Raw genomic sequence first — 24275 nt, forward strand, 5'->3', positions numbered from 1 at the left:
TTCCTTTATAAAGTTAAAATTTAGAGAAACGAATTTTAAACTGGTCGAATGCTTTCAACATCCAACTTCGCATCAAACTCTTTTTGTAATAAAAGCAGTTTTTTATCTTGCTGTAAATCCGTACGCGCCTGTTCACGCAAGTCTTGATAAACTTTTTTGCGGTAATCCATCGGGGTTAAAACATCGGAATCTTCAACAAAAATCGACAATTTGACTGGCTTTTCATATAAACGTTCAAGATGCTCCAGTAAATTTTTAATATTTCGATCTTGTTTTAAATGGGCTTTTTCAGAATGAAGCCCGAGTTGAAGCTCATCTTCTGTTTGCGACTTAATAAAGCAATTTAATGCCAACTCTTTTGAAAAGCCAATCACGCCAGAACGTTCGACAATATCCGTCCAAGGATCTTGTTTTTGCGTAATTTGAATAATTTTCTCACGCAATTCTGGTGTCACATCTTTCAACATTGCCTGTTTAATATCAGAAGGACGCACACCACTATCTACTTTAGCTAAATCCGGATTACTCCACTCCCAACGGTAGGTTTCCGCATCGAGAATTTCTTGCTCTTCCGCATCCATTTCAGCATTGTCATCAATGGTATTTTCAACCGTCTCAATACCTTGCTTTAACTCGTCAGCTTGTTGAGTCATTGGATTTAGTACCGCTACTTTCGTTTGCGCAGCTTTCGGTGGTGTCATCTCTCGCACAGGAAGTGCGGTCATTTTTGGTGAATTTTTTTGCTCATCCAACGCTTGGAGATGATGCAAAGTTTCTTCTACGGCGGCTTGCTGTTCATCATGATGATGTTGGCGCTCTGATTGCTCAATTTGCGTTAATTGATTCAATGCCTCTAGTGCAGCAAGGCTAGCTAAATTCAATGAAGATGTGGTTTGCGTGGAAACCGGTTGAGAAGGTGAAGAATGCACAACTGCTGATTGAGCCATCGGCTTTTGCGCTTGTGCAGAATAATTTGCTTTGATGTTTTGCGACAGCACTGGCATATCCACATACCCAGAAACAGGCTGACTTTCAACCGCACTTTTCTGTGTATTTTGTTCAGGGGATAGCCCGCCTTGTTTAGGCGTTTGTGCTGCCGTAAGGAACTTTGGGTGGAATGCCAATGCCCTCAATAATGTCATTTCTGCACCAATTCGACGATTTGGTGCGGAGGCCAATTCTTTTCGACCCGATACAATTACTTGATAGAAGAATTGTACGTCTTCCGGTGAAATATGTTTGGCTAGAAAACCTAAGTGATCGTTTTCATCTGTCACACTTTTAGCGAGCAACTGCATTAATGCAATTTGATGTAATTTCTCAGCCGTTTCTGCCAGTAACTCATCCCAATCGCCCGCTTTTTCTGCCACCGTTTGGATGGTTTTCATTAAACGCTCACCGTTACCTTGATGTAAGGCGTAAATGATTTCAATCGGTTGGTCTTCATCTAATAGCCCAAGCATGGTATTCACCACATCGGTGGAAACTTTACCGTTGCCCATGGCTATCGCTTGATCCGTTAAACTTAAGCTATCACGAATACTACCTTGTGCCGCTTTGGCTAATTTATCTAATGCTGGCGCATCAAAAGGAATATTTTCGGCAGTAAGCACGCGATTAAGATGTGCTGAAATTTGCGGTTCATCTAATGCTTTGAGATGAAATTGCATACAACGGGATAAAATCGTAATCGGTAATTTTTGAGGATCCGTTGTCGCGAGTAGGAATTTCACATATTCAGGTGGTTCTTCCAAGGTTTTTAACAACGCATTGAAAGAATGGCGGGAAAGCATATGCACTTCATCGATGAGGTAGACTTTATAACGCCCTACTACCGGCTTATATTGCACGTTGTCTAATAGCTCACGGGTATCTTCTACTTTGGTACGAGAAGCCGCATCGATTTCAATTAAATCAATAAAATTGCCAGCTTCGATCGCTTTGCAGTTTTCACATTCACCACAAGGATCGGCAGTAATACCGTTTATACAATTCAAGCCTTTCGCAAATAAACGAGCAATGGAGGTTTTACCTACGCCACGGGTGCCGGAAAATAAATAAGCATGATGTAAACGGTTTTCTTTTAAACCGTTTTCCAAAGCAGTGAGCACATGGCTTTGCCCCACAACTTCAGAAAAGTTTTTTGGTCGCCATTTTCTGGCTAAAACTTGGTAGCTCATCGCATCCCTTTAAAAATTAATGGCCTTCAAAATTCACTAAGGTGTAGCAATCAATGCCTAAATCACGTAAGCGTTTTTCGCCCCCTAATTCTGGCAAATTAATCACAAAGGCAGCATGTTTCACTTCACCACCTAAACGTTGAACTAATTTCACGGTAGCTTCAACTGTTCCACCCGTTGCTAACAAGTCATCAATGATTAGCACATTATCACCTTGTGAAATTGCATCAGTGTGCAATTCAAGGGTGTCTTGACCATATTCTAATTGATAAGACTGTGCAATCACTTCACGCGGTAATTTGCCCGGTTTACGAACGGGGATAAATGGTAATCCTAATGCTAATGCAACTGGCGCACCAAAAATAAATCCACGAGACTCGGTACCAATGACTTTTGTGAGACCTTGATCTTTATACTTTTCAACGATCAAATCGATTGTGGCTTTGAAAGCTGCAGGCACTTCAAGCAAGCTCGTGATATCACGGAAAATGATGCCTTCTTTTGGATGATTTGGGATAGATTTGATAGAAGATTTGATTAATTCAAGTTGTTTGTTCATAAATAATTGCTCAAAAAAGAGTAAGAAAAAATCCTGTTTTTAGGCTCGCATTCTAGCATAGAAAAATGCAAAAGTGCGGTGAATTTTGACCGCACTTTTGTAAATAAAATGAATTAATCTGGGTAAATATCTTCCCCGTCTTTTCGAGTACGAAGAAGCTGTAAAATCCAGACATATTGTTCGGGGGTTGGTGTAACGAAATATTCAATTTCCTCGTTCATCGCACGGGCTGATTGCTCAGGATCTTCGCTTAATTGCATCGGTGGGCGAATTTCCATTTCATACTTGCCATTCTTAGCGTTATAACGAGGGAACATTGGGATAACTACCGCTTTCGCTAATTTTGCCATTTTGTTTAACCCAGGAAGTGTGGCTTTATAAGTGGCAAAGAAATCCACAAAGACACTTTGTTCGGCACCAAAATCTTCATCTGGAAGATAGTATCCCATTTGACCTTGCTTGATATGTGCTAAAAACGGCTTAATACCATTTTGGCGCGCATGCATTTTTCCACCAAAACGTTGACGCGCTAAAGTCCATAGCCAATCCACCAACGGATTTCGGTGAGGATTATACATTGAAGTCATTGGCATGCCATGTGTATGCAAAATAATGCCAGAGGCATCAATCGCCCAACCATGTGGTACCATCAAAATGATATTATGCCCTTCGGCTTTGGCTTGTTTGATATGCTCAAGGCCTATAAACTCGCTACGTTTTTGTAAATGTTTTTTTGAACGAATAGCAATTTCACCAATACCAAGCATGACTTGTGCGACCGTCACAAACATCTCTTCAATCACTTTGTCACGCTGCTCTGCCGTCCAATCTGGGAAACAGAGTTTCAAATTAATTTCTGCACGAATACGTGGTTTACCGATTTTTTTCGTCAGCGCACGAGCCAGTTTCTCGGCCATTTTATCGCGTAAACGAAATGGCACAAAAGCAAGTAACAAAAGCACAAAAATACCAAGCCAAATGCCCCAATTTTTCGGGTGCAAATATGCCCATGAAAAATGTGGTTCATAACCCGTTCGTGCTGTAATACGTAATTTTTTCTGAGAGTCTGTCATAATCAATCGTTAAAAATGAAACCAACCCTGATCATACGCCATTTTTATCGTCATGATAAATGACATAATCACCACCATCGGTCTGATCAGTTGTTTGCCTTTTGCCATCACCATTTTAGCACCTAAATTTGCACCTATCAGGCTTCCTGCCATCATCACTAAACCGACAGTCCAAATCACATGACCACCAATTAGGAAAAAAATTAATGAGGCTAAATTTGAGGTTAAATTCATCACTTTGGCATGCGCAGTAGCTTTAGTGAGGTTAAATCCAAGTAACGTCACACAAGCTAGGTTCATCAATGAACCCGTCCCAGGCCCGAAAAAGCCGTCATAAAAACCCAGTAATGAACCAAAACATAACGCAAAAACAACGTAAGAAATTCGTTGTTTACGATCACTTTCACCCAATTTAGGCGTAAATAAAAAGTATAAGCCGATCGCTAAAATGAGAAATGGAAGCCCTTTTTTAATTAATGATGCATCTAAATTTTGTATGAGTAACGTACCAATCACCGAGCCGATAAAAATCACCAGTAAGATGAAAGAAAACGCCGATAAATTGACCGCTCTTTTACGCAGAAAGTAAATACTTGCCGACAACGCACCACCGAATGCTTGTAATTTATTCGTGCCTAATGCCATTGCTGGTGGCATGCCTGTCATTAATAAGGCAGGGATTGTAATTAAGCCTCCACCACCCGCTATCGCATCAATAAATGCGGCAATAAAGGCAGCAGCAAAAAGCATGGCTAATATATCAATCCCCAACTCCATGATTTAACTCCTACTCTAACCATTCACTACTATTTGGCGAACTCAACACCTGTTGGCATAAAAACGGCTCTGGTGGTGTCACTTTTGGTTTAGAAGAGCCTGAACCTGGTTTTGCAGGTTCAAGCCAAGAATAAAGTTCATCGCCACAACCATCGCCTGCTGGTACCGGTGCTTGATCTTCACAATAAGCAGCATCTTTCGGGCAAGCAATGCGAACGTGGAAGTGTGAATCATGCCCAAACCATGGACGAATTTTGTGTAACCAAGCACGATCATCACCCGCAGTCTGACAAAGTTTTAATTTAATCGCTGGGTTCACAAAAATACGGGTCACTTTGGGATCTTGCGCAGCCAATTTAATTAACGTTGCATGATTGTTATTCCATACATTTTCATCAACACGTTGTGTTTGACGGTTCACCACAAGCAAGCCTTTTCCGTCAGAATTTAACGCTTCACTGTCTGTCATGGTCCCCATGCGCAACCAAATATCCGCGTCTAATCCCATTTGATGGCTTGCATGCCCCGTTAAAAAGCGACCACCACCTGGCATAGCAATATCCCCAACTAACATCGTTGGTAAGCCTGCTGACTTCGCTTTTTGTCCAAGACGCTGTAAATAGGCAATCATATCCGGATGACCATAATAGCGATTTTTATTCATACGAATCACTTGGTAGCCCTCACCTTTATAAGGCAATGGCTCTGCCCCGATAATACAACCATTCGAATAGCTGCCGATTGGATTTGCTTTACCATCTGTTGCAGGAATTGGACGTTTAATCCGTTGCCAGTCTTGTGGCGAGGCTGTTGTTTGCAACGAGAAAAAAACACACCCTAAAGCAACCGCACTTGAAAGTAATTTTGCTAAAGATTTATTCATAAGATTTCCTAAAATAAGTTGATTTCTCTTCAATAAAAGAGCACAAGAAGCTTAATTTAAAAGAGTTATTTGCATTGTGCCTTAAAACGCAATAAATGGTCGAGTAAAACAATTGCAACCATTGCCTCCGCAATGGGTACTGCACGAATCCCCACACAAGGATCATGACGGCCTTTTGTCACCACTTCCACAGACTCTCCCGCTAAATTAATGGAACGGCCTGGAATCGTGATACTGGATGTCGGTTTCAATGCAATCGTTGCAATAATTGGCTGTCCTGAGCTAATGCCCCCTAAAATACCGCCAGCATGGTTACTTTCAAAACCATTGGGTGTCATTTCATCACGATGTTGACTGCCACGCTGTTCAACCACTGCAAAGCCGTCGCCAATCTCTACGCCTTTAACGGCATTAATCCCCATTAAAGCATGGGCTAAATCTGCATCAAGTCGATCAAAAACGGGCTCACCTAAACCAACAGGAACATTCTCTGCAATCACAGTTAGCTTTGCCCCAATCGAATCGCCTTCTTTTTTCAATTCACGGATTAATTCATCAAATTTTTCAACCGCACTTTCATCTGGACAGAAAAATGGATTGCTATTCACTTTATCCCAATCAATTTTATCGATAGTCCGTGGTGCGATCTTTACCTCGCCAATCTGGCTTAAAAAACCTCGCACTTCAATGCCAAACTGCTCACGTAAATATTTCTTCGCAATCGCTCCCGCAGCAACACGCATAGCGGTTTCACGTGCAGAAGAACGACCACCACCGCGATAATCACGAATACCGTATTTTTGTTGATAGGTAAAATCCGCATGTCCAGGACGGAAACGATCTTTGATATCACCATAATCTTGTGAACGCTGATCACCATTTTTAATGATCATTCCAATACTGGTACCCGTTGTTTTACCTTCAAACACCCCAGATAAAATCTGTACCTCATCGTCTTCGCGACGTGGTGTGGTATAACGTGATGTACCCGGTTTACGACGATCTAAATCAGGTTGAATATCGGCTTCCGATAATTCAAGATTCGGTGGTACGCCATCTACGATACAGCCTAATGCAATACCATGTGACTCCCCAAAGGTCGTCACACGAAAAAGTTGTCCGATAGTATTCCCTGCCATATTTTCTCTCTTTAATTAATGATTTTGGGCTAATTTTGCCACATCAATAAATGGAATCTCTTCACCTGTATCTTTGTTTTTGATAAAGATATCTAATTGGTTGAATGCAATATCAATATTATTTTCTGCAAATAATTCATTCACTCGACGATTGAGTGCATCCAACGTATCATTACGCTCAGATACTTGCCCTACATAAACACGTAATTCGTGATCTAATGTACTTGCCCCAAAGGTCAAGAATAATGCTCTTGGTTCTGGATCTTTTAAGACACTTGGTTGCTCATGCGCGGCTTGCAATAATAAGCGTTTCACTAAGTCTAAATCTGAACCATACGCCACACCAACGGAAACCACTAAACGAGTAACGGTATTAGATAATGCCCAGTTGATCACTTGACCTGTTACAAAGGACTTATTTGGCACAATCACTTCTTTTCGATCAGGATCAATCATGGTAATCGCACGAATACGGATTTTCGCCACCGTACCTGTCACGCCATTAATTGTCACGGTATCGCCCACACGAATTGGACGTTCAAATAATAAAATGATACCCGAAACAAAGTTTGCAAAAATTTCTTGCATACCAAAACCGAGACCAACGGAAAGGGCTGCAAACAACCATTGTAATTTCGACCAAGACATCCCGAGTGTTGAGAATGCCCATGCTCCACCCACTGCAACAAAGATGTAGGTTAATAAGGTGGTAATGGTATAAGGTGTACCTTGTGAAAGTTTCACTCGAGAGAAGATTAATACTTCTAAAATACCCTGAATGTTACGCACCAAAATATAGGTAATCACGACAATGATTAATGCAACAATCAAGTTAAAGAGTGAAATCGTTTCTGTCACCACGCCCGCTTCAGTTGTTGAAGTTTGTTGCCACAAGGTAATATCACGCAAATAACTTACAACGGTCACTAAATCTGACCATACATAATAGAAGATGGCAAAAAGTGCGGTCCAAATAAAGAGATCGGCAAAGCGTAGTAACTGGCTACGCACTTCATTTAAGGCTAATCCCTCTTCTTGTTCGGTAATCACGACCACATCATCAGAGGCTGAAGTATCACTTGAATCTTGTTGTTTTTGCTGACGTTTTTCTTGTAAACGTCGATAAGCTAAACGTCTTGATGCAACCGTAATACCACGATAAATAGTATGACGCACCAACGACCACACCACCCATGCAATGTAGGTATTAATAATATGCGTAATTAAATTTAAGGCGGTGTAATAATAGCCTAAAGCAACTAGTGCAATTAAAATAACAGGGACCAATTGCAATAAAACGCGCATAATTTTTAAAAGCGTTCTATCACGCTGATCCGTTACGCTTGAATTCAACGATTTTTCTGTGCGAACAAAACGTGGCGCAATAATCACAATACAGAAAAGCAAGGCAACAATCGTATTAATTTCGCCGAGGACGTCATTGGCTAAACCTGTATCCATGACATTACTGAAAATTGACGTATTCAGTAATAACACAACGGAAACAATGATACGTTTTGTGACGTCTTGCAAAGCAGCCGCGCTCTCTTTAGCAAAACCGAAATGGCGGACTAAAATACCATTCGGACGAAGAATAGCTAAGATAAAACTAAAGAACCACCAATAGCCCGCCATACTGAGCGACCACTCCCAAAACTCTTGTGGATTTTTCACAAAGAAAAAGCCTAAAAGTTGGCAAGCGGCTAAGAACCAGAGTGTGCCCGATAACGATAAAAATGCCGTATAAAATAACGCAAGCGGCGTATGCCATTGGCTATCAGAACGAAGCGTATTAATTTCGCCATTAATCACGCTCAAACGTTGTTTAATTGATTCTTTAAATTTGAAAATCAATCCACCAATCACAAACAAAATAAAGACATAAGTGAGTAAATACGGCAAATTATCAAAATTTGTCGGGAAGCCGATTTTCTTTCCAATGCCATCAAATTGTGCCTTGAGTGACATTGGCAGCTTTTTGAACCAATCAAGATTAATTGGGTTATTACTTTTTACCCAGAAACTTTGTTGATCGAGTTTAGACTGAATTTGATCACTGATTTGAGTAATCTGCTGTTGGGTTAACTCTAAGGAAATCGCTAAGTTCAATTGATTATTCAATGATTTAATCAAATCAGAGGCAACTTTACGACGTTCAGTGAGCAAATTGGTTAATTGTGTTTTTTCTGCAGGTGTAAACGATTTGTTTTCATTCTGCTCTATTTTACTGATGTAAGCATCAATATCATAAAGTTCATTACGTTTTTGTGTAATATCAAAGATTTGTACACGTAAATCCGCAATTTGTTTTGAAAGCCCTTGAATATTTAAATTAGTCGGTAATTTTTGTTTTTGTTGCTGAATAATGCGAGAAAGCACCAACGTGCCTTGTAACGCACTGATTTGCTCATCAATGGTACGCTGTGTCTGCGTCAAGTTATCCAATACATTTCGCATGCGCAATTCATCTTGCGTTAATGTATTGGTTTTCTCAGTTTGCTCAAGTAAATATTGGCTAAGCTGTGCATTCAAATTCAATTCTTTCTGAATCAACGGATTTTGCTCAACATTTTGGCTTTGTTGTTGTGCTTGCTCAACTTGGTTTTGTGTTTTAGCCAAATTCTTTTGATTAATCACGTCTTGAATGGCGGCAATTTGTTTCTGTAGCGCTTGAACACGTGTATTCAATAAGTCATAACGGCTCTGGTAAAGAACCGTAAATTGATCGCTATTTTTTAATAAAATTTGATTGTACGCATTTTTTAGCTCAATCAATTGCAACTCAAGTTGAATTTGCTGTTTTAATAGCGAACTGGTTGTTGGATCAGCCAATTTCTGATTCAATTCTTGCGTACGTTTAACATTATCTGTTAAGGCTGTTTGGGCGCGTTCGGATACAGCGCTTTGCCCTGCAAGTTGTGTATTCACGGCACTTAATGCAGATTGAGCATCTTGTTGTTGATTGGTCAGTTTCTCAAGCTGTGCCTGCAAAGTCGCTAAACTTTGAGAAGCATAATCGGTGTTATTTGGCGTGCTTAGCTGTTTTTTAAGATTTTGAAGATCGGCATTATTCTTCTGAATTTCAGAATCTGCATCAATAAGCGTATCTTGCAAATCGTTATTATTTTTTTGCTGTGTTTGAATTTGTTGCAAGAAATCAAGCGAAGCCTGGATTGTCGTGACGTTATTTGTTTTTTCATCACCATCTGGTAATTTTTGTGCCTCGGCTAATTCACTTTTTAGTGTTTTTTCCGTCGGTAAATCAGCATTATTATTCTCTGCCCAAACAGGCTGAGAAAGCGCCAGCGTAAAAACAAATGAAAGACCAAGTGCGGTCAAAACTCGAGAGATATTTTTCATTAAACTAACTTTCCTATTGTTGCAACAGCCAATCGGCGAGTGCTTTGCGAGAAATCTTTATTGCCCCTTGGATTAAATCCTGCGGGAGTTCATAGTAGGCAACGGGTTGCTTAAATCGTTCCAATCGTCCTTGTAAAAAAACGTTGAGAGATTCGACCGCACTTTCATTAAATGAGGTATGAAATTCAACAATCGCGACAGGGCGATGGCCAAATTCCTCATCATGTTGAGGCAAAACAAAGACTTGTTTCACCAAATCTGATTGTGCAATCACTTTTTCAATTTCTTCTGGTTGAATATTTTCACCTCCAGAAATAAACATATTATCCAATCGGCCTTGAATAACTAATTCGTCATCAAGCCATTGAGCTTTATCTTTTGTTTGGAACCAACCTTCGGCATTGGTGAGTGGAACAATATGTCCTTCTCGCCAATATCCCATGGCAAGTCCAGCACCTTTTAGCCAAACTTCTTCATTCACTAACTTGAACGCTCGGCCAAGTAAAGGTTGACCTACACCAACTTTTCCATCCGATTGTTTAGCGAATACGGTAGAAGCCATTTCTGTCATACCATAGCCTGAATAGCTTCGAATACCTAATTCACTTAATACTTGGGTTAATTTTACAGGAATTTGTGTCCCACCTAATAACACGGCTTGCGTTTGGATAGGTTGAGGATGCTCCGACAAATAATCAAACCAACGCTGCAATTGCGTTGGCACGAGAGAAACATGGGAAACCTCACCAATAGATTGATAAAAATCTTCTTTCGGTAGTACTAAAGTTGCCCCCGCATACAGCCAACGCCACACAATGCCTTGTCCGGAAACATGATAAAGCGGTAAAGAAAGTAGCCATGATTGATCTTTGCCAAAATTCATTAAGGCACAAACGCCTTCCGCATTAGCTAAATGAGCAGAAACATTATGCACCACCGCTTTAGGCAAACCAGTAGAGCCCGATGTGAGCGTCATCGTTGCCGCCTTTGTAAAATCAGCTTTATGCTCAGGTAATGGTTCAGCAGCTAAATAATGAATATCTTCGGTTTGATAACAAAAATCCACCCCATACTCTTGGCACAATTCTTCTCTTTTTTCTTGAGGAAATGCAGGGTTAATACCTAAAATTTTTGCGCCTAGCTGAATAACGGATAAATAAAGAAATAAGATCTGTTCTGAATTTTTACCACAAAAAGCGACCGCACTTTGCGCTGTCACGCCTTGTTGTAAAAGAAAGGCTTCCACTTGATTAATTTTCTCAGCAAGTTCGACCCAAGTAAAAGGATCGCCCTGCGAATTTCGCAACGCGATCTGATCTGCATACGCTGAATTTTGGGCAAATGCTTGCCAAGGGAATTTTTGCATCGAATTAGTTGCTAACGAAATAAGGGCGAACTTCGTCAATTAAATATTCCGGCAAATGCATAGATTGCATCGCCCCTTCTAGCATCAGCATCTTACGACCACTATTGGTATTGGTAATCACCCAATATGGCGTGTCAGGAATTTGTTTCGGTTTCGTGTGATTACCCGCCACAAGCAAAGTCCCTTCGTCACGAGCAAAATAAACACGAGTACGACCTTGTAGGCTTTCTGTTGCCTGTGCGAAACTTTCTGGATTGGTACGATAAAGCGTCCGTAATATACTTAAAAAACGCACCACTGCTTTTGGCTCTTCTTTGAACTCAGCAGAATTCAAGAGTGCACGCACTTTATCAACAATATGATTGATTGCTTCATCCGATTGTTTTTTCACTGCTTTTGGCGGTTCAATAGGTTCAACTTTTGGTTGAGATACTTCGGTTGTTTTTTCCGTTAAAACAGGCTCAGAATGCACCGCACTTTTTGGCGTTTCAGCTGATGTGACTGATTCAAAGAAATCAACCGAGCTTGCTGCATGAGTGGGTAAATTCAACAAACGGCGAAGAATATCAGACGCACTTTCTCCAATAGATTGAGTTTGTGCCGCAATGTATTGATATAATTCTTCATCGACTTCAATTATCTTCATTTTTTTCTCTCCGTTTGCTAAAATTTTCGTCCATTATAACGATTTCTAACCAAATTCTCACGCAAAATATATGTCATCTTCCCAATTATTAAACCATCAATTTCACCAAGTAAAACAATCAATTAATTCACCTACCTTAGTTTTCATTCATGGCTTGTTTGGAGATATGAATAATCTTGGTGTAATCGCCCGTGCATTTAGCGATAACTATAATATTTTACGCGTAGATTTACGCAATCATGGACATAGTTTTCATTCAGAAACAATGAATTACGATGCCATGGCTGATGATGTATGGCAACTTATCGATCACCTTCAATTAGATAAAGTGATCTTAATTGGTCATTCAATGGGCGGAAAAACAGCAATGAAAATGACCGCACTTCAGCCGCAGCGTGTGGAAAAATTAGTTGTCATTGATATTGCCCCAATCGCAAATAGCAGTGCGGGACATGATGATGTGTTTCGTGGTTTGTTTGCCGTGAAAAAAGCGCAGCCACAAACTCGTCAACAAGCTAAGCCTATTTTAGAAAGTGAAATTGCCGAGCCTAGCGTGGTGCAGTTTATGTTGAAATCTTTTGAGCCGACTTCAAGCGAATATTTTCGTTTCAATTTGACCGCACTTTTTGAGCATTATGCGGAACTGATGGATTGGCAGGAAGTTTACGCTAATACGCCTACTCTCTTTATTAAAGGTGGGCTTTCATCTTATATTAAACCTGAATATACAGAAATTATTCTAAAACAATTCCCGAATGCAACCTCGTTCACTATCAATGGTTGTGGGCACTGGGTTCATGCAGAAAAACCTGATTTTGTGATACGTGCAATTGATAGGTTTCTAAATAAGAATTAATCGCTTTAAATGAGAATTATTCTATTCAAATGAGAATTCATTTGTGGTATAGTTCGCACAAATTGTAGGGCTTTGCCCCTAATTTTTTCTATTCACCTAATTTTATTTCAAAAGGAAAGAACAATGGCAGTTGTCGGTTTATTTTACGGTAGTGACACGGGTAATACAGAAAACATTGCAAAAATGATTCAAAAACAATTAGGCAATGAATTAGTCGATATTCGTGACATTGCAAAAAGCACGAAAGAAGATATCGAAAGTTATGATTTTTTACTTTTTGGTATTCCGACTTGGTATTACGGTGAAGCACAAGCTGACTGGGATGATTTTTTTCCTACCTTAGAAGAAATTGATTTTACTGACAAGTTAGTCGGTATTTTTGGCTGTGGCGATCAGGAAGATTATGCTGATTATTTCTGTGATGCGATCGGTACAGTACGTGATATCGTTGAACCACGTGGCGCGATTATCGTGGGCAATTGGTCAACTGATGGTTACACCTTTGAAGCATCAAAAGCATTATTAGACGACGGAAACTTTATCGGTTTGTGTATCGATGAAGATCGTCAACCAGAACTCACAGCAGAACGCGTAGAGAAATGGACGAAACAAATCTACGATGAAATGTGTTTAGCAGAATTAGCTTAACCATCTCTATTTAGCATATTAAGGGAACATTATGTCTGAAGAAAACATCAAATTACTCAAAAAAGCCGGATTAAAAATTACTGAACCTCGGCTCACTATTCTTGCGTTAATGCAAGAGCATAAAAACGAGCATTTCTCAGCAGAAGATGTGTATAAAATCTTGTTAGAACAAGGCAGTGACATTGGTCTTGCAACTGTATATCGCGTGCTTAACCAATTTGATGAAGCGCATATCTTAATTCGTCATAATTTTGAAGGTAACAAGTCTGTTTTTGAACTTGCACCAACAGAACACCACGATCACATTATCTGTGAAGATTGCGGTAAAGTATTTGAGTTTACTGATAACATTATCGAACAGCGTCAAAAAGAAATCAGTGAACAACATGGCATCAAATTAAAAGCACACAGTTTATACCTCTACGGTAAATGTAGCGATATCAACAAATGTGAAGAGAAAAAATAATTCTTGCTAAAAACAAAAACCTTAGGCGAAAACCTAAGGTTTTTTATTATCTCAATCAAAAGTGCAGTCAAAATCGACCGCACTTTTTATATAGATTATTTTTTACCTAATTGCGGTAACACTGAATCTTTACCCGCAGTTAATAAACCAACTTGAGAGTAGATACTTAATTTGCCGCGTGTATCCGCTACGTCTAAGTTACGCATGGTTAATTGGCCAATACGATCGATTGGATCAAATGGCGCATTTTCCACTTTTTCCATACTTAAACGTTCAGCCGCATAAGTTAAGTTTGGTGATTCAGTATTTAAGATTGAGTAGTCATTACCACGACGAAGTTCTAATGTCACTTCACCAGTCACCGCACGAGCGACCCAACGTTGTGCGGTTTCACGTAACATTAACGCTTGTGGATCAAACCAACGACCTTGGTATAACAAACGACCTAAACGTAAACCGTTGATACGATATTGTTCAATAGTATCTTCATTATGAATACCAGTTACTAAACGCTCATAAGCAATGTGGAATAATGCCATTCCCGGTGCTTCATAAATACCACGTGATTTAGCTTCGATAATACGGTTTTCAATTTGGTCTGACATGCCTAAACCATGACGACCACCAATGCGATTTGCTTCTAAGAAAAGATCCACCACGTTATCAAATGTTTTGTCGTTTAATGCAACCGGCACACCTTCTTCAAAGCGAACGGTCACCACTTCTGGTTTCACTTGAACATTTTCATCCCAAAATGCCACGCCCATAATTGGTTTCACAATTTTAATGCCTGTGCTTAATTCTTCTAAGTCTTTCGCTTCGTGTGTCGCACCTAACATATTAGAGTCAGTTGAATACGCTTTTTCTACCGACATTTTGTAGTCAAAACCATTTTCGATTAAGAATTGTGACATTTCAAAGCGACCGCCCAACTCATCGATGAATTGTTGATCTAGCCATGGTTTGTAAATTTTTAAATTTGGGTTGGTTAATAAACCATAACGATAAAAACGCTCAATATCGTTACCTTTGAAAGTTGAACCATCACCCCAGATATTCACATCATCTTCTTTCATTGCTGCAACAAGCATCGTACCTGTTACCGCACGACCTAGTGGTGTGGTATTGAAATAGGTTGCTCCACCAGTAGAAATATGGAATGCACCACATTGAATAGCCGCAATCCCTTCATGGGCTAGCTGCGCACGACAATCCACTAAACGCGCATTTTCCGCACCATATTCCATCGCTTTTTTGGGAATGGCATTGTAATCATCTTCATCGGGTTGACCTAAGTTTGCTGTATAAGCATAAGGTACTGCACCTTTTTGACGCATCCAAAGCAATGCAGCACTGGTATCTAGCCCGCCTGAAAAAGCGATACCAACTTTTTGACCTTTAGGTAAATGTTGCAGAATCGTATTTGACATATTTTATTTCCTTCATTGTGGTTATGGTGAGTGAGTCTTTAAAAAGTGCGGTCAAAAATCACTGCGCTTTTCTAACATATCATCGGGATTTGGATAACGATAAGCAAAGCCTAAATCTCGACAAATTTTATCTGCCATAATGATTCGTTTCGGATCCGAATCACTACATTCAAATTGTGGTATGGATAAATCATAAAATACCGCTGCTTTTGTGTAATATTCTGCTCGCGTAGGATGAACTGGCGCGCAAAGATGGTAAGTCCGTAATCCATTTGGATTCATAAGTAAGGCTGTAATAGCTTGAATGCAATCCTCAAGATGCACCAAATTAACAGGCGAATTGCCCTGTTTTAAATTGTGTTTTCCTGCTAAGAATTTAACCGGATGGCGTTGTTTACCAACTAATCCTACAAGTCGAAGAATATCGCAATGAGATATTTCTGATTGGAATAAACACTGCTCGGCTTGTATCAGTGTTTTCCCCATTTCCATTTCAGCTGAAGGTTGAGAACTTTCATCAAATTGCCCAGAAATATCAGGAAAAACAGAAGTTGAACTGGTAAAAATCAGGTGCTGTACACCTTGTTTCTTTGCTTGATTAGCTAAAAAAGCAAGATGTTCACAATACTGTTGAGAAGAAAAACGACTAGGTGGTAAGGTGATAATGAAGGCATCCACATCAAAAAGAGATTGAATATTATCAGGCAAACTATTCATTTTTTCTGAAAAAGAAAAAGGATAAGTTTCAATGCCTAGCTGATGCAATTTTTGAGCATCCTCAGGGGATTGTTTGGATCCTTTTACACACCAACCAAGCTCTTTTAAGTGCAGCGCTAATGGTAAGCCTAACCAACCTAAACCTACTATCGCAACAGATTTCATACTCTTTTATTCACAATATTTTATCCATAAAAATCCCTGCTATTCTAAAGCATAGCAGGGAGTTTGTTAATGTTATTTTGTTAATAAATCCAAAGCCTCTTGATATTTAGCCACTGTTTTTTCAATCACTTCTTTTGGTACTTTCGGTGCTGGTGGTTGTTTATTCCAACCACTTTGTTCTAACCAATCTCGTACAAATTGCTTATCAAATGATGGCGGATTTGTGCCTTCTTTATAAGTATCAACTGACCAAAAACGACTCGAATCAGGTGTTAATACCTCATCCATTAAAGTGAGTGTGCCATTTTCATCTAAACCAAATTCAAATTTAGTATCACAAATAATAATACCTTTAGTCAGCGCATATTTGGCAGCCTCAGTATAAAGTGCAATCGCTTTTTCTCTCACTTGTGCCGCTAACTCTGCACCAATTGCTTTTTCACATTCTTCATAGCTGATATTGATATCGTGATTACCCACTTCTTCTTTACTTGATGGCGTAAAAATTGGTTCAGGTAATTTACTTGCCTCAACTAATCCTTCTGGTAATTTCAAACCGCAAATGGTACCCGTTTGCTTATAATCTTTTAGTCCGCTACCCGTTAAATAACCACGTACGATAGACTCAATTTTAATTGGATTCAAACGTTTACAAACCACTGCGCGATCTTTTACTAAATCAGCTTCTTCTTTTGGTAACACATCATAAACTGAATCACCAGTAAAATGATTCGGCATAATATGAGCTAGCTTATTGAACCAGAAATTGGAAATTTGCGTCAGGATTTCACCTTTACGTGGGATAGGATCATCTAAAATCACATCAAATGCAGATAAACGGTCACTGGCTACCATTAGCATCCGTTTATCATCGATCTCATAAAGATCACGCACTTTTCCCGAATAGATTTTTTTTAGACTAAGTTGTGTCATTGCTTGCACCTTTTATTATAAGAATAAAAAATCGGCACGTATTATATCTCATTTCTTGCGCAAACGTTTGCTTTTTTTATCAAAAATTTTTAAAGAAAAGAAATTACAGAGTCATACACCTAAATAAGCTATAGATAACAAAAGAAAAGCAATTTAATTTGAGCTCAATCTGAAAATCAGCGACAATACAGCATTATTTAAAACAGAAGAAACAAGACAAATGAGTTATCCATTAGAAGAAGTGAATAAACGTCGCACGTTTGCGATTATTTCCCACCCTGACGCGGGTAAAACCACCATCACCGAAAAAGTATTGTTATACGGTAATGCCATTCAAAAAGCGGGCTCTGTTAAAGGTAAAGGCTCTGCACAACATGCAAAATCTGACTGGATGGAAATGGAAAAACAACGTGGTATTTCCATTACGACTTCCGTGATGCAATTCCCTTACAATGAGTGCTTAGTGAATTTATTGGATACGCCGGGGCATGAGGATTTCTCGGAAGATACCTACCGCACTTTGACGGCTGTGGATAGCTGCTTAATGGTTATCGACTCGGCAAAAGGGGTTGAGGAACGTACCATTAAACTAATGGAAGTGACCCGTTTGCGCGATACACCAATTATCACATTCATGAATAAACTTGACCGTGATATTCGTGATCCAATGGAATTATTAGATGAAGTGGAAAGTGTATTAAAAATCCATTGTGCACCGATTACTTGGCCGATTGGTTGCGGTAAATTATTTAAAGGAGTTTATCATTTATATAAAGATGAAACCTATCTTTATCAAAGCGGCCAAGGCTCAACTATTCAAGAAGTGCGTATAGTGAAAGGCTTAAATAGTCTAGAATTAGACGCTGCCGTAGGTGATGACTTAGCCCAACAATTACGTGATGAATTAGAGCTTGTAAAAGGTGCAAGTAATGAATTTGACCTCGATTTATTCCTAGCTGGTGAATTAACACCTGTCTTTTTCGGTACAGCATTAGGTAACTTCGGTGTCGATCATTTCTTAGATGGTTTAACCGAATGGGCGCCTGCCCCACAAGCTCGTCAGGCAGACACGCGTAAAGTCTCAGCTGAAGAAGAAAAATTCACTGGTTTTGTGTTTAAAATCCAAGCCAATATGGATCCCAAACATCGCGACCGCGTGGCTTTCTTGCGTGTAGTTTCTGGTAAATACGAGAAAGGCATGAAACTTAAACACGTGCGTATTGGTAAAGATGTGGTTATTTCTGATGCACTTACCTTTATGGCGGGAGATCGCTCTCATGCCGATGAAGCTTATGCTGGTGATATTATCGGTTTGCACAATCATGGCACTATTCAAATTGGTGATACCTTTACGCAAGGTGAAGAGCTTAAATTTACCGGTATTCCAAACTTTGCCCCTGAATTATTCCGTCGTATCCGTTTGAAAGATCCTCTCAAACAAAAGCAATTGTTAAAAGGCTTAGTACAACTTTCTGAAGAAGGTGCTGTGCAAGTATTCCGTCCATTAAGCAATAATGATTTGATTGTTGGCGCGGTCGGTGTGCTACAGTTTGATGTGGTCGTTTCTCGTTTGAAATCAGAATATAACGTTGAAGCCATTTACGAAACGGTCAATGTCGCGACGGCTCGTTGGGTGGAATGTGCGGATAACAAAAAATTTGAAGAGTTCAAACGCAAAAATGAGCAAAATCTCGCATTAGATGGTGGCGATAATCTTACTTACATTGCACCAACGATGGTTAATTTAAATCTTGCACAAGAACGTTATCCTGATGTGACCTTCTTTAAGACAAGGGAACATTAATTACCATTTTCTACCATTAACAAAAGGAAAAATTATGAAAAAATTGATGCTTATCAGTACAGCAGCGTTACTACTCTCGGGTTGTGTAAACACTGAGCTGTCAAATGCAGGAAAAGCTTATAACCCACAAACTGACGCACGTATCCGTCTATATGGACAAAATGGCCGCTATACCGAGATGGAAGTAAAACAGAATGGAAAAACAGAAAAAGTAAATGTTGGAGGTGGATGGGGGCAATCCTTCGGCTCAATGCTTTACCTTAAAGGTAATGAATCGCTAGGAATGCCAGATAGCGAAGCGAGTAAAAAACCAAGCCAATTCAATAACTTTGGTTCAAGTACTTTCTTTAAAGAGTTTGTTATCCCTGCGGGCGCTGAAATCACCCTAAAAAGTGAAATAGTAACCCCAGATAATACCTATACGGATTATGCAAAAGGTATTAAATATACACAACTAGGTTACAGCTGTTCTGGTAAAAAACTCACATTCACGCCTCAGGCAGGAAAAGATTATGAAGCATTACCTGCAGCATCAACAGCCCAATGTAATTTAACTTTAGTAGAACTAAAATAAATCAATGTGAAAGGTCACCGCAAGGTGGCTTTTCTTTTATATAAAGACATTAAAATTGTAGCTAATAACAACAGACAGATAAAACAAAGTGCGCTTAAATTAATCGCATTTTTTATATAAAAGAAATAGAGAAAATAAGATGGCTGGGGTACTAGGATTCGAACCTAGGGATGCCGAGATCAAAACCCGGTGCCTTACCGCTTGGCGATACCCCAACTGGAATTCTTTGATTGGAAATAAAGAAGATTTTACTTAGATAGTATGGCTGGGGTACTAGGATTCGAACCTAGGGATGCCGAGATCAAAACCCGGTGCCTTACCGCTTGGCGATACCCCAACTACTATTTGACTGCAAGCTGATAAATGGTGCGGGACGAGGGACTTGAACCCACACACCTCTCGGCGCCAGAACCTAAATCTGGTGCGTCTACCAATTTCGCCAGTCCCGCAAATTTGGTGGCTACAGCGAGATTCGAACTTGCGACCCCAACATTATGAGTGTTGTGCTCTAACCAACTGAGCTATGTAGCCATCATTTGCTTTACCTTATCGGCTTTGCGGGGCGTATTATCCTGATTTGACCTATTCTCGTCAATCATTTTTTTGCAAAAAACGGATTTTTTGATTTAGTTGATTATAAATAAAACGCTTTTGCTATTTTTTGTTCACATCAAGAACGGAGATCATTCCCACAAAATGCTTCCAATGCAAAGAGCTAAATTGCCCTGGGATGTACCAATTAGAAATGGTTCCATCAAGATATAAGGCATCCTGACAACCAATTTTAAGCAAACCTTGACTCAAGGTATAAAGATTAGGCTCACCTCTTATAGTCATCAAAAACAGTAATTCATTTTGCTTCGTCAAACACACTGCATTACGCTTATGATAGCTTTCTAGATTTGCTCTAAATTGCGGATTTATTTTGCTATGAATAATCAACATCGGGCCTGATTGCAACGCAAAATCCGGCTTGAGCTTGCTTTTCTGATAAGCGGTGGTTGTTAAAATATAGGGCTTATTTCCTGCAATGGCAAACACACCATTGGGTTGTACATGAAAGTTACCTTTGCCTGATTTTGTATTTAACGCATTGAGCTCTTTTCCATGCTCAATCCATAATCCCGCTGGCGTATTATCCATGCTATAAATGCCTGCATTCATGATCATTTTCACGTTATAGCTAGGCTCTAAGGCATTTTTGAGACGCGTTAAACTTTGATAATCTTTACCTTCAGCATCTTTCCAATGTAGCTGTACTTCTTCTGGCTTTGCTTGAAAAATTCCATAAGTAATATTGCCATCATCAAAAGTTCGGTATTCCGCTAGGGCTGGCACACTCATCAGTAACGATGCGCTACTGAAAAGTGCAGTCAAAAATTTAATCGTTTTTTTCATTTAAAGGATGGGTTAAATGCAAAGCATTTGAAAAGGCATGCAAGCCTTCCGCATTACCAGATTTCATCATCGCTTGCATGGTTTGGGTTGGTGCATGAATGAGTTTATTCATTAACTTATAACTCAATTCTTGCAGAATTTTTTCAGCATTCTCACCTTGTTGAATTTGGTGTAAGGCTTTTTCGAGTAGTTCTTGGCGAGTATTCTCCGCCTCATCACGATAATGACGAATCAAATTGGAGAATTGATGAACCTTCAACCACTCAAAGAAATCCGTGCATTCTTGTGTGATGATGTCCTGTGCTTGCTCTGATGCTTGCTCACGTTGAGAAAGATTGCGTTGAATAATATCTTGCAAATCATCTACGGTGTAATGATACACACTTTCTAATTCCGAGACGTTTTCATCAATATCACGAGGTACGGCGATATCAACCATTAAAGTCGGTCTAAATTGGCGTGCTTTCTCCGCAATTTCAGCCATTGCTTTGGTGATTAAAACATTTGGACTGCCTGTAGAGCTGATGACAATATCCGCTTGATTTAATGGGGTTTGCAATTCATCAAGCGAATACACATCAATCGGTGTATTAGACGCTAATTTTTCCACCAACTGCTCAGCACGAGATAAAGTGCGGTTAGCAATCATCAATTTTTTTACCCCGTGGCGTAATAAATGACGGCTCACCAATTCAATGGTTTCTCCTGCCCCAACAAGTAAAATTTGTAGTTCACGTAAAGATTCAAAAATCTGACGAGCCAAGCTACAAGCTGCATAAGCTACCGACACAGCGCTTTCACCAATATTGGTTTCAGTACGCACTCGTTTTGCTGTTGCAAAGGTTTTTTGGAACAAGCGAGAAAGCGTACTTGAAAGCGGAATATTCGCCGCTTGATAATAATCTTCACTGATTTGGAAAGCTTGTTTCACCTGTCCTAAAATTTGCGGCTCACCCAAAATTAATGAATCCAAACCACAGGCCACGCGCATTAAATGATTCGCTGCTTGTTGATTTTGATGTGTGTAAATACTTTTATTTAATTCATCGACAGAAAGCTGATGAATATTAGCAAACCAATTTGTACAGTTCGTTTGCCATTGCTTACACTCTTGGGGTGAAATTTGACGATGGTGAAGATAAATCTCTGTACGGTTACAGGTAGAAAGAATAACCGCACTTTCTGCCAAATCTTGTTGGTGAATTTGTTGTAAGGCAAGCTGCCGCTTTTCTTCAGAAAAAGCGACTTTCTCACGAACAGCAACAGAAGCCGTTTTATGATTAATGCCTAGAACAAGAAGGGTCATAAAAACCTAATAAAAACAACCGCACTTTTATGAACATGCGGATTAAGTAGAAAGTAAAAGTTTCGCTATTTTAATGAATTGTTGAGAATTGAGCAAATTTCAAGAGAAAAAACTCAAACAAATAACTAAAACGAGTTAAAACTTATCTTTCGCTAAACGCCATTGCGTAAATTCGTCTAAATTTTTTGCTTGCAAAAACGGGTTAATTTGTTTCTCTAATCCAATTGTTGTTGGCAAACTCGGTTTCCCCTCTGCTCGATAACGTTCCACTAAAATACGTTGATTTTCAACCGCACTTTTATCCGCCAATATGGTTTCTGCAAAAGCTAAATTACCCCGCGTATATTCATGAGCCGGACAAACAACGGTTTCATCTGGTAATTGGTTAAAACGCTGCATAGATTCAAACATTTGAGCAAAATTTCCCGTGAACACGCGTCCACAACCACCAGAAAATAACGCATCGCCGCAAAATAGATGCCCATCCACCAAATAGCTGACATGCCCTGCCGTATGACCACCGCTTGGCAAAACTTCAATATGATAATGTGCCGTATTAATCACACCACTATCCACGATATTGGTTGCCCCTTTATTTGCACATTCTGTTGGACCGAAAACAGGCACATTAGGATAATATTGCTTAAACTCCGCGACACCTTGCACATGATCATCATGATTATGGGTTAATAACACCGCTTCTACGTCTAATTTATTCGATTCTAAATACGGAATTAAACGGGTTATTTCTGGGATATCGATCACAATTACGGGGAAATTTTCTCGTCTATAAAGCCAAATATAGTTATCATTGAGTGCAGGAATAGGAACTAGCATAAATTACCTTATGAAAATAGGATTAACATTGAATTGGAAAGCCAAATGGCACAAACCACTTCTTTTACCTGAAAGTTGGCAAGCGTTACCACAAGGTGAAGCCTATTGTAACGTATTAACACATTATTTTGCCCAATGGACGCCAAAAATTTTAGGCTATCAAATTCTGAAAGTCGGTGCCTTAAGTGGCGAAATTGCCTTTGACTTGCCTTTACGTCATCAAATTGTGTTAGCTGAAAAAACAGCGCATTTTCCTACCGCACTTTTAAATGAAAGTGATAGCTTGCTCCAAGCATCGCCATTAACCTTGCCTTTTATTGAAAAAGAAATGGATGCCTGCTTATTAGCAAATACCTTAAATTTTGCGCAAGATCCTCATCAAATATTGCGTGAAGCACATCGTGTTTTAAAAGATGACGGTTGGATTTTCATCACGTTATTTAATCCGCTGAGTCCCTTGCTTTTCAAACCGAAATTAGGCGAGTTTAAGTTCCGACAATATGCCACTTGGCGAGTGGTTGACTGGCTATCATTATTAAATTTTGATGTGATTGCAGAAGAAAGACTATCCATAAAACAAGAGAAGAGCTCGCTCTGCTCTCCGCTCACTGTGATCATTGCCCAGAAACGAACTTATCCCTTAACACTGAATCCTGAGAAAGCGCGATCAAAAATGCCGGCGTTTTTAGAGCCGGCAAGTGCATTTAAAGAAATCAGAACAGAATAATTATTCTGTTACTTCTTTAATTACTGCAGAAGATGCATTATTTATTACAGACTCAACGCCTTTTTCTGCTGCAGCTTGAGAAGAATAATATTGGCTACGGCCAATTTCTTGGTGGTTAGCCGCTTTTAATACGAAATAAGGTTTATCATTTTTCGCTACGCGATATTCAAAGTTTTTCGCATCCACACCATTTTTTTGCACTGATGCAATGCCGTTTTCAGCTGATGCTTTTGTTTTATAAAGTTCGCTAGTTAAAATAACTTGTCCGTTTGCTGCTTTTAAGTTGAACATAAATTGTCCGTCTTTAGCCACTTTTAATTCATAAAATCCTTGAGCCATGATGTCTCCCAATTGATTGATTTGTTTATAATTTTACCTACACAGAAAATGCCTTTCTGCGCCAGGCTAATTTACCCTTAAAAATCAAAGAA

The 24275-nt window shown here is 39.5% G+C and carries 22 protein-coding genes and 4 tRNA genes; 6 read left to right on the top strand and 20 right to left on the bottom strand.

The window, feature by feature from the left end; all coding sequences use genetic code 11:
- Positions 1 to 35: 35 nt before the first annotated feature.
- The 9 genes from dnaX to seqA form a co-directional block, all read right to left on the bottom strand.
- On the bottom strand, positions 36 to 2180 hold the full coding sequence (dnaX, locus tag HMPREF2732_RS07990; RefSeq protein ID WP_049374568.1) for a DNA polymerase III subunit gamma/tau: 2145 nt from the start codon (positions 2178 to 2180) through the stop codon (positions 36 to 38).
- A gap of 16 nt (positions 2181 to 2196) precedes the next feature.
- Positions 2197 to 2739: an adenine phosphoribosyltransferase gene (gene apt / locus HMPREF2732_RS07995; RefSeq protein ID WP_005698770.1), complete on the bottom strand. Its 543-nt coding sequence runs from the start codon at positions 2737 to 2739 to the stop codon at positions 2197 to 2199.
- Positions 2740 to 2852: 113 nt separating this feature from the next.
- Positions 2853 to 3812, bottom strand: a complete 960-nt coding sequence (gene lpxM / locus HMPREF2732_RS08000) for a lauroyl-Kdo(2)-lipid IV(A) myristoyltransferase (protein WP_049374569.1) — start codon at positions 3810 to 3812, stop codon at positions 2853 to 2855.
- Positions 3813 to 3821: 9 nt separating this feature from the next.
- Entirely contained in the window at positions 3822 to 4589 is a 768-nt protein-coding gene (locus HMPREF2732_RS08005) for a TSUP family transporter (RefSeq protein WP_070592365.1), read from the bottom strand.
- Positions 4590 to 4599: 10 nt separating this feature from the next.
- On the bottom strand, positions 4600 to 5472 hold the full coding sequence (gene mepA / locus HMPREF2732_RS08010; RefSeq protein WP_049370279.1) for a penicillin-insensitive murein endopeptidase: 873 nt from the start codon (positions 5470 to 5472) through the stop codon (positions 4600 to 4602).
- A gap of 65 nt (positions 5473 to 5537) precedes the next feature.
- On the bottom strand, positions 5538 to 6611 hold the full coding sequence (aroC, locus tag HMPREF2732_RS08015) for a chorismate synthase (protein ID WP_049374570.1): 1074 nt from the start codon (positions 6609 to 6611) through the stop codon (positions 5538 to 5540).
- A 15-nt stretch (positions 6612 to 6626) separates the two neighbouring features.
- Positions 6627 to 9971, bottom strand: a complete 3345-nt coding sequence (gene mscK / locus HMPREF2732_RS08020; RefSeq protein WP_049374571.1) for a mechanosensitive channel MscK — start codon at positions 9969 to 9971, stop codon at positions 6627 to 6629.
- A 13-nt stretch (positions 9972 to 9984) separates the two neighbouring features.
- Entirely contained in the window at positions 9985 to 11337 is a 1353-nt protein-coding gene (gene menE, locus HMPREF2732_RS08025; RefSeq protein ID WP_070592366.1) for an o-succinylbenzoate--CoA ligase, read from the bottom strand.
- Positions 11338 to 11341: 4 nt separating this feature from the next.
- Positions 11342 to 11983: a replication initiation negative regulator SeqA gene (seqA, locus tag HMPREF2732_RS08030; protein ID WP_070592367.1), complete on the bottom strand. Its 642-nt coding sequence runs from the start codon at positions 11981 to 11983 to the stop codon at positions 11342 to 11344.
- A 70-nt stretch (positions 11984 to 12053) separates the two neighbouring features.
- On the opposite strand from seqA, the gene HMPREF2732_RS08035 reads away from it, so the two are divergent.
- The 3 genes from HMPREF2732_RS08035 to fur all read left to right on the top strand — a co-directional run bounded on the left by HMPREF2732_RS08035 (position 12054) and on the right by fur (position 13953).
- A complete protein-coding gene (locus tag HMPREF2732_RS08035; RefSeq protein WP_070592368.1) occupies positions 12054 to 12839 on the top strand; it encodes an alpha/beta fold hydrolase in 786 nt (261 codons plus the stop codon).
- A 123-nt stretch (positions 12840 to 12962) separates the two neighbouring features.
- Complete coding sequence (gene fldA / locus HMPREF2732_RS08040; protein WP_049357621.1) at positions 12963 to 13487, top strand: flavodoxin FldA; 525 nt, start codon at positions 12963 to 12965, stop codon at positions 13485 to 13487.
- Between the two features lie 31 nt (positions 13488 to 13518).
- Positions 13519 to 13953: a ferric iron uptake transcriptional regulator gene (gene fur, locus HMPREF2732_RS08045; RefSeq protein WP_049357622.1), complete on the top strand. Its 435-nt coding sequence runs from the start codon at positions 13519 to 13521 to the stop codon at positions 13951 to 13953.
- A 95-nt stretch (positions 13954 to 14048) separates the two neighbouring features.
- Here fur and argG read toward each other — a convergent pair whose 3' ends face one another.
- From argG to HMPREF2732_RS08060, 3 genes are all read right to left on the bottom strand, one after another.
- On the bottom strand, positions 14049 to 15383 hold the full coding sequence (gene argG / locus HMPREF2732_RS08050; RefSeq protein ID WP_070592369.1) for an argininosuccinate synthase: 1335 nt from the start codon (positions 15381 to 15383) through the stop codon (positions 14049 to 14051).
- 51 nt (positions 15384 to 15434) lie between these two features.
- The gene (locus tag HMPREF2732_RS08055) at positions 15435 to 16265 is read right to left on the bottom strand and encodes a Rossmann-fold NAD(P)-binding domain-containing protein (RefSeq protein ID WP_070592370.1); all 831 of its coding nucleotides are present in this window, start codon (positions 16263 to 16265) and stop codon (positions 15435 to 15437) included.
- A gap of 72 nt (positions 16266 to 16337) precedes the next feature.
- Positions 16338 to 17198 (bottom strand): phosphoribosylaminoimidazolesuccinocarboxamide synthase, encoded by an 861-nt coding sequence (locus HMPREF2732_RS08060; RefSeq protein WP_070592371.1) that lies wholly within the window; start codon positions 17196 to 17198, stop codon positions 16338 to 16340.
- A 220-nt stretch (positions 17199 to 17418) separates the two neighbouring features.
- Here HMPREF2732_RS08060 and prfC point away from each other — a divergent pair, with 220 nt between their 5' ends.
- Together prfC and HMPREF2732_RS08070 are read left to right on the top strand one after the other, a co-directional pair.
- Positions 17419 to 19002, top strand: a complete 1584-nt coding sequence (gene prfC / locus HMPREF2732_RS08065; RefSeq protein WP_070592372.1) for a peptide chain release factor 3 — start codon at positions 17419 to 17421, stop codon at positions 19000 to 19002.
- Between the two features lie 34 nt (positions 19003 to 19036).
- Complete coding sequence (locus HMPREF2732_RS08070) at positions 19037 to 19576, top strand: hypothetical protein (RefSeq protein WP_070592373.1); 540 nt, start codon at positions 19037 to 19039, stop codon at positions 19574 to 19576.
- 140 nt (positions 19577 to 19716) lie between these two features.
- On the opposite strand, the gene HMPREF2732_RS08075 is transcribed toward HMPREF2732_RS08070, so the two are convergent.
- From HMPREF2732_RS08075 to gloB, 7 genes are all read right to left on the bottom strand, one after another.
- Positions 19717 to 19791 (bottom strand) — tRNA-Gln (locus HMPREF2732_RS08075).
- A 47-nt stretch (positions 19792 to 19838) separates the two neighbouring features.
- Positions 19839 to 19913 (bottom strand) — tRNA-Gln (locus tag HMPREF2732_RS08080).
- A gap of 27 nt (positions 19914 to 19940) precedes the next feature.
- Positions 19941 to 20025: transfer RNA gene (locus HMPREF2732_RS08085), tRNA-Leu, on the bottom strand.
- A 5-nt stretch (positions 20026 to 20030) separates the two neighbouring features.
- Positions 20031 to 20107, bottom strand: a tRNA-Met gene (locus HMPREF2732_RS08090).
- 123 nt (positions 20108 to 20230) lie between these two features.
- Complete coding sequence (locus HMPREF2732_RS08095) at positions 20231 to 20974, bottom strand: phosphodiester glycosidase family protein (RefSeq protein WP_049370260.1); 744 nt, start codon at positions 20972 to 20974, stop codon at positions 20231 to 20233.
- Positions 20958 to 22280 carry a glutamyl-tRNA reductase gene (gene hemA / locus HMPREF2732_RS08100; protein ID WP_070592374.1) on the bottom strand — a complete coding sequence of 441 codons (1323 nt, stop codon included), beginning with the start codon at positions 22278 to 22280 and terminating at the stop codon, positions 20958 to 20960. Before hemA ends, HMPREF2732_RS08095 begins: the two co-directional genes overlap by 17 nt.
- 135 nt (positions 22281 to 22415) lie before the next feature.
- Positions 22416 to 23117 carry a hydroxyacylglutathione hydrolase gene (gene gloB, locus HMPREF2732_RS08105; protein WP_049370258.1) on the bottom strand — a complete coding sequence of 234 codons (702 nt, stop codon included), beginning with the start codon at positions 23115 to 23117 and terminating at the stop codon, positions 22416 to 22418.
- A gap of 10 nt (positions 23118 to 23127) precedes the next feature.
- On the opposite strand from gloB, the gene HMPREF2732_RS08110 reads away from it, so the two are divergent.
- Entirely contained in the window at positions 23128 to 23844 is a 717-nt protein-coding gene (locus HMPREF2732_RS08110) for a class I SAM-dependent methyltransferase (RefSeq protein WP_070592375.1), read from the top strand.
- Here HMPREF2732_RS08110 and HMPREF2732_RS08115 read toward each other — a convergent pair whose 3' ends face one another.
- Complete coding sequence (locus HMPREF2732_RS08115) at positions 23845 to 24183, bottom strand: YegP family protein (RefSeq protein WP_005695704.1); 339 nt, start codon at positions 24181 to 24183, stop codon at positions 23845 to 23847.
- Positions 24184 to 24275 lie beyond the last annotated feature (92 nt).

The organism is Haemophilus sp. HMSC061E01 (assembly GCF_001810345.1).
GTDB lineage: Bacteria > Pseudomonadota > Gammaproteobacteria > Enterobacterales > Pasteurellaceae > Haemophilus_D.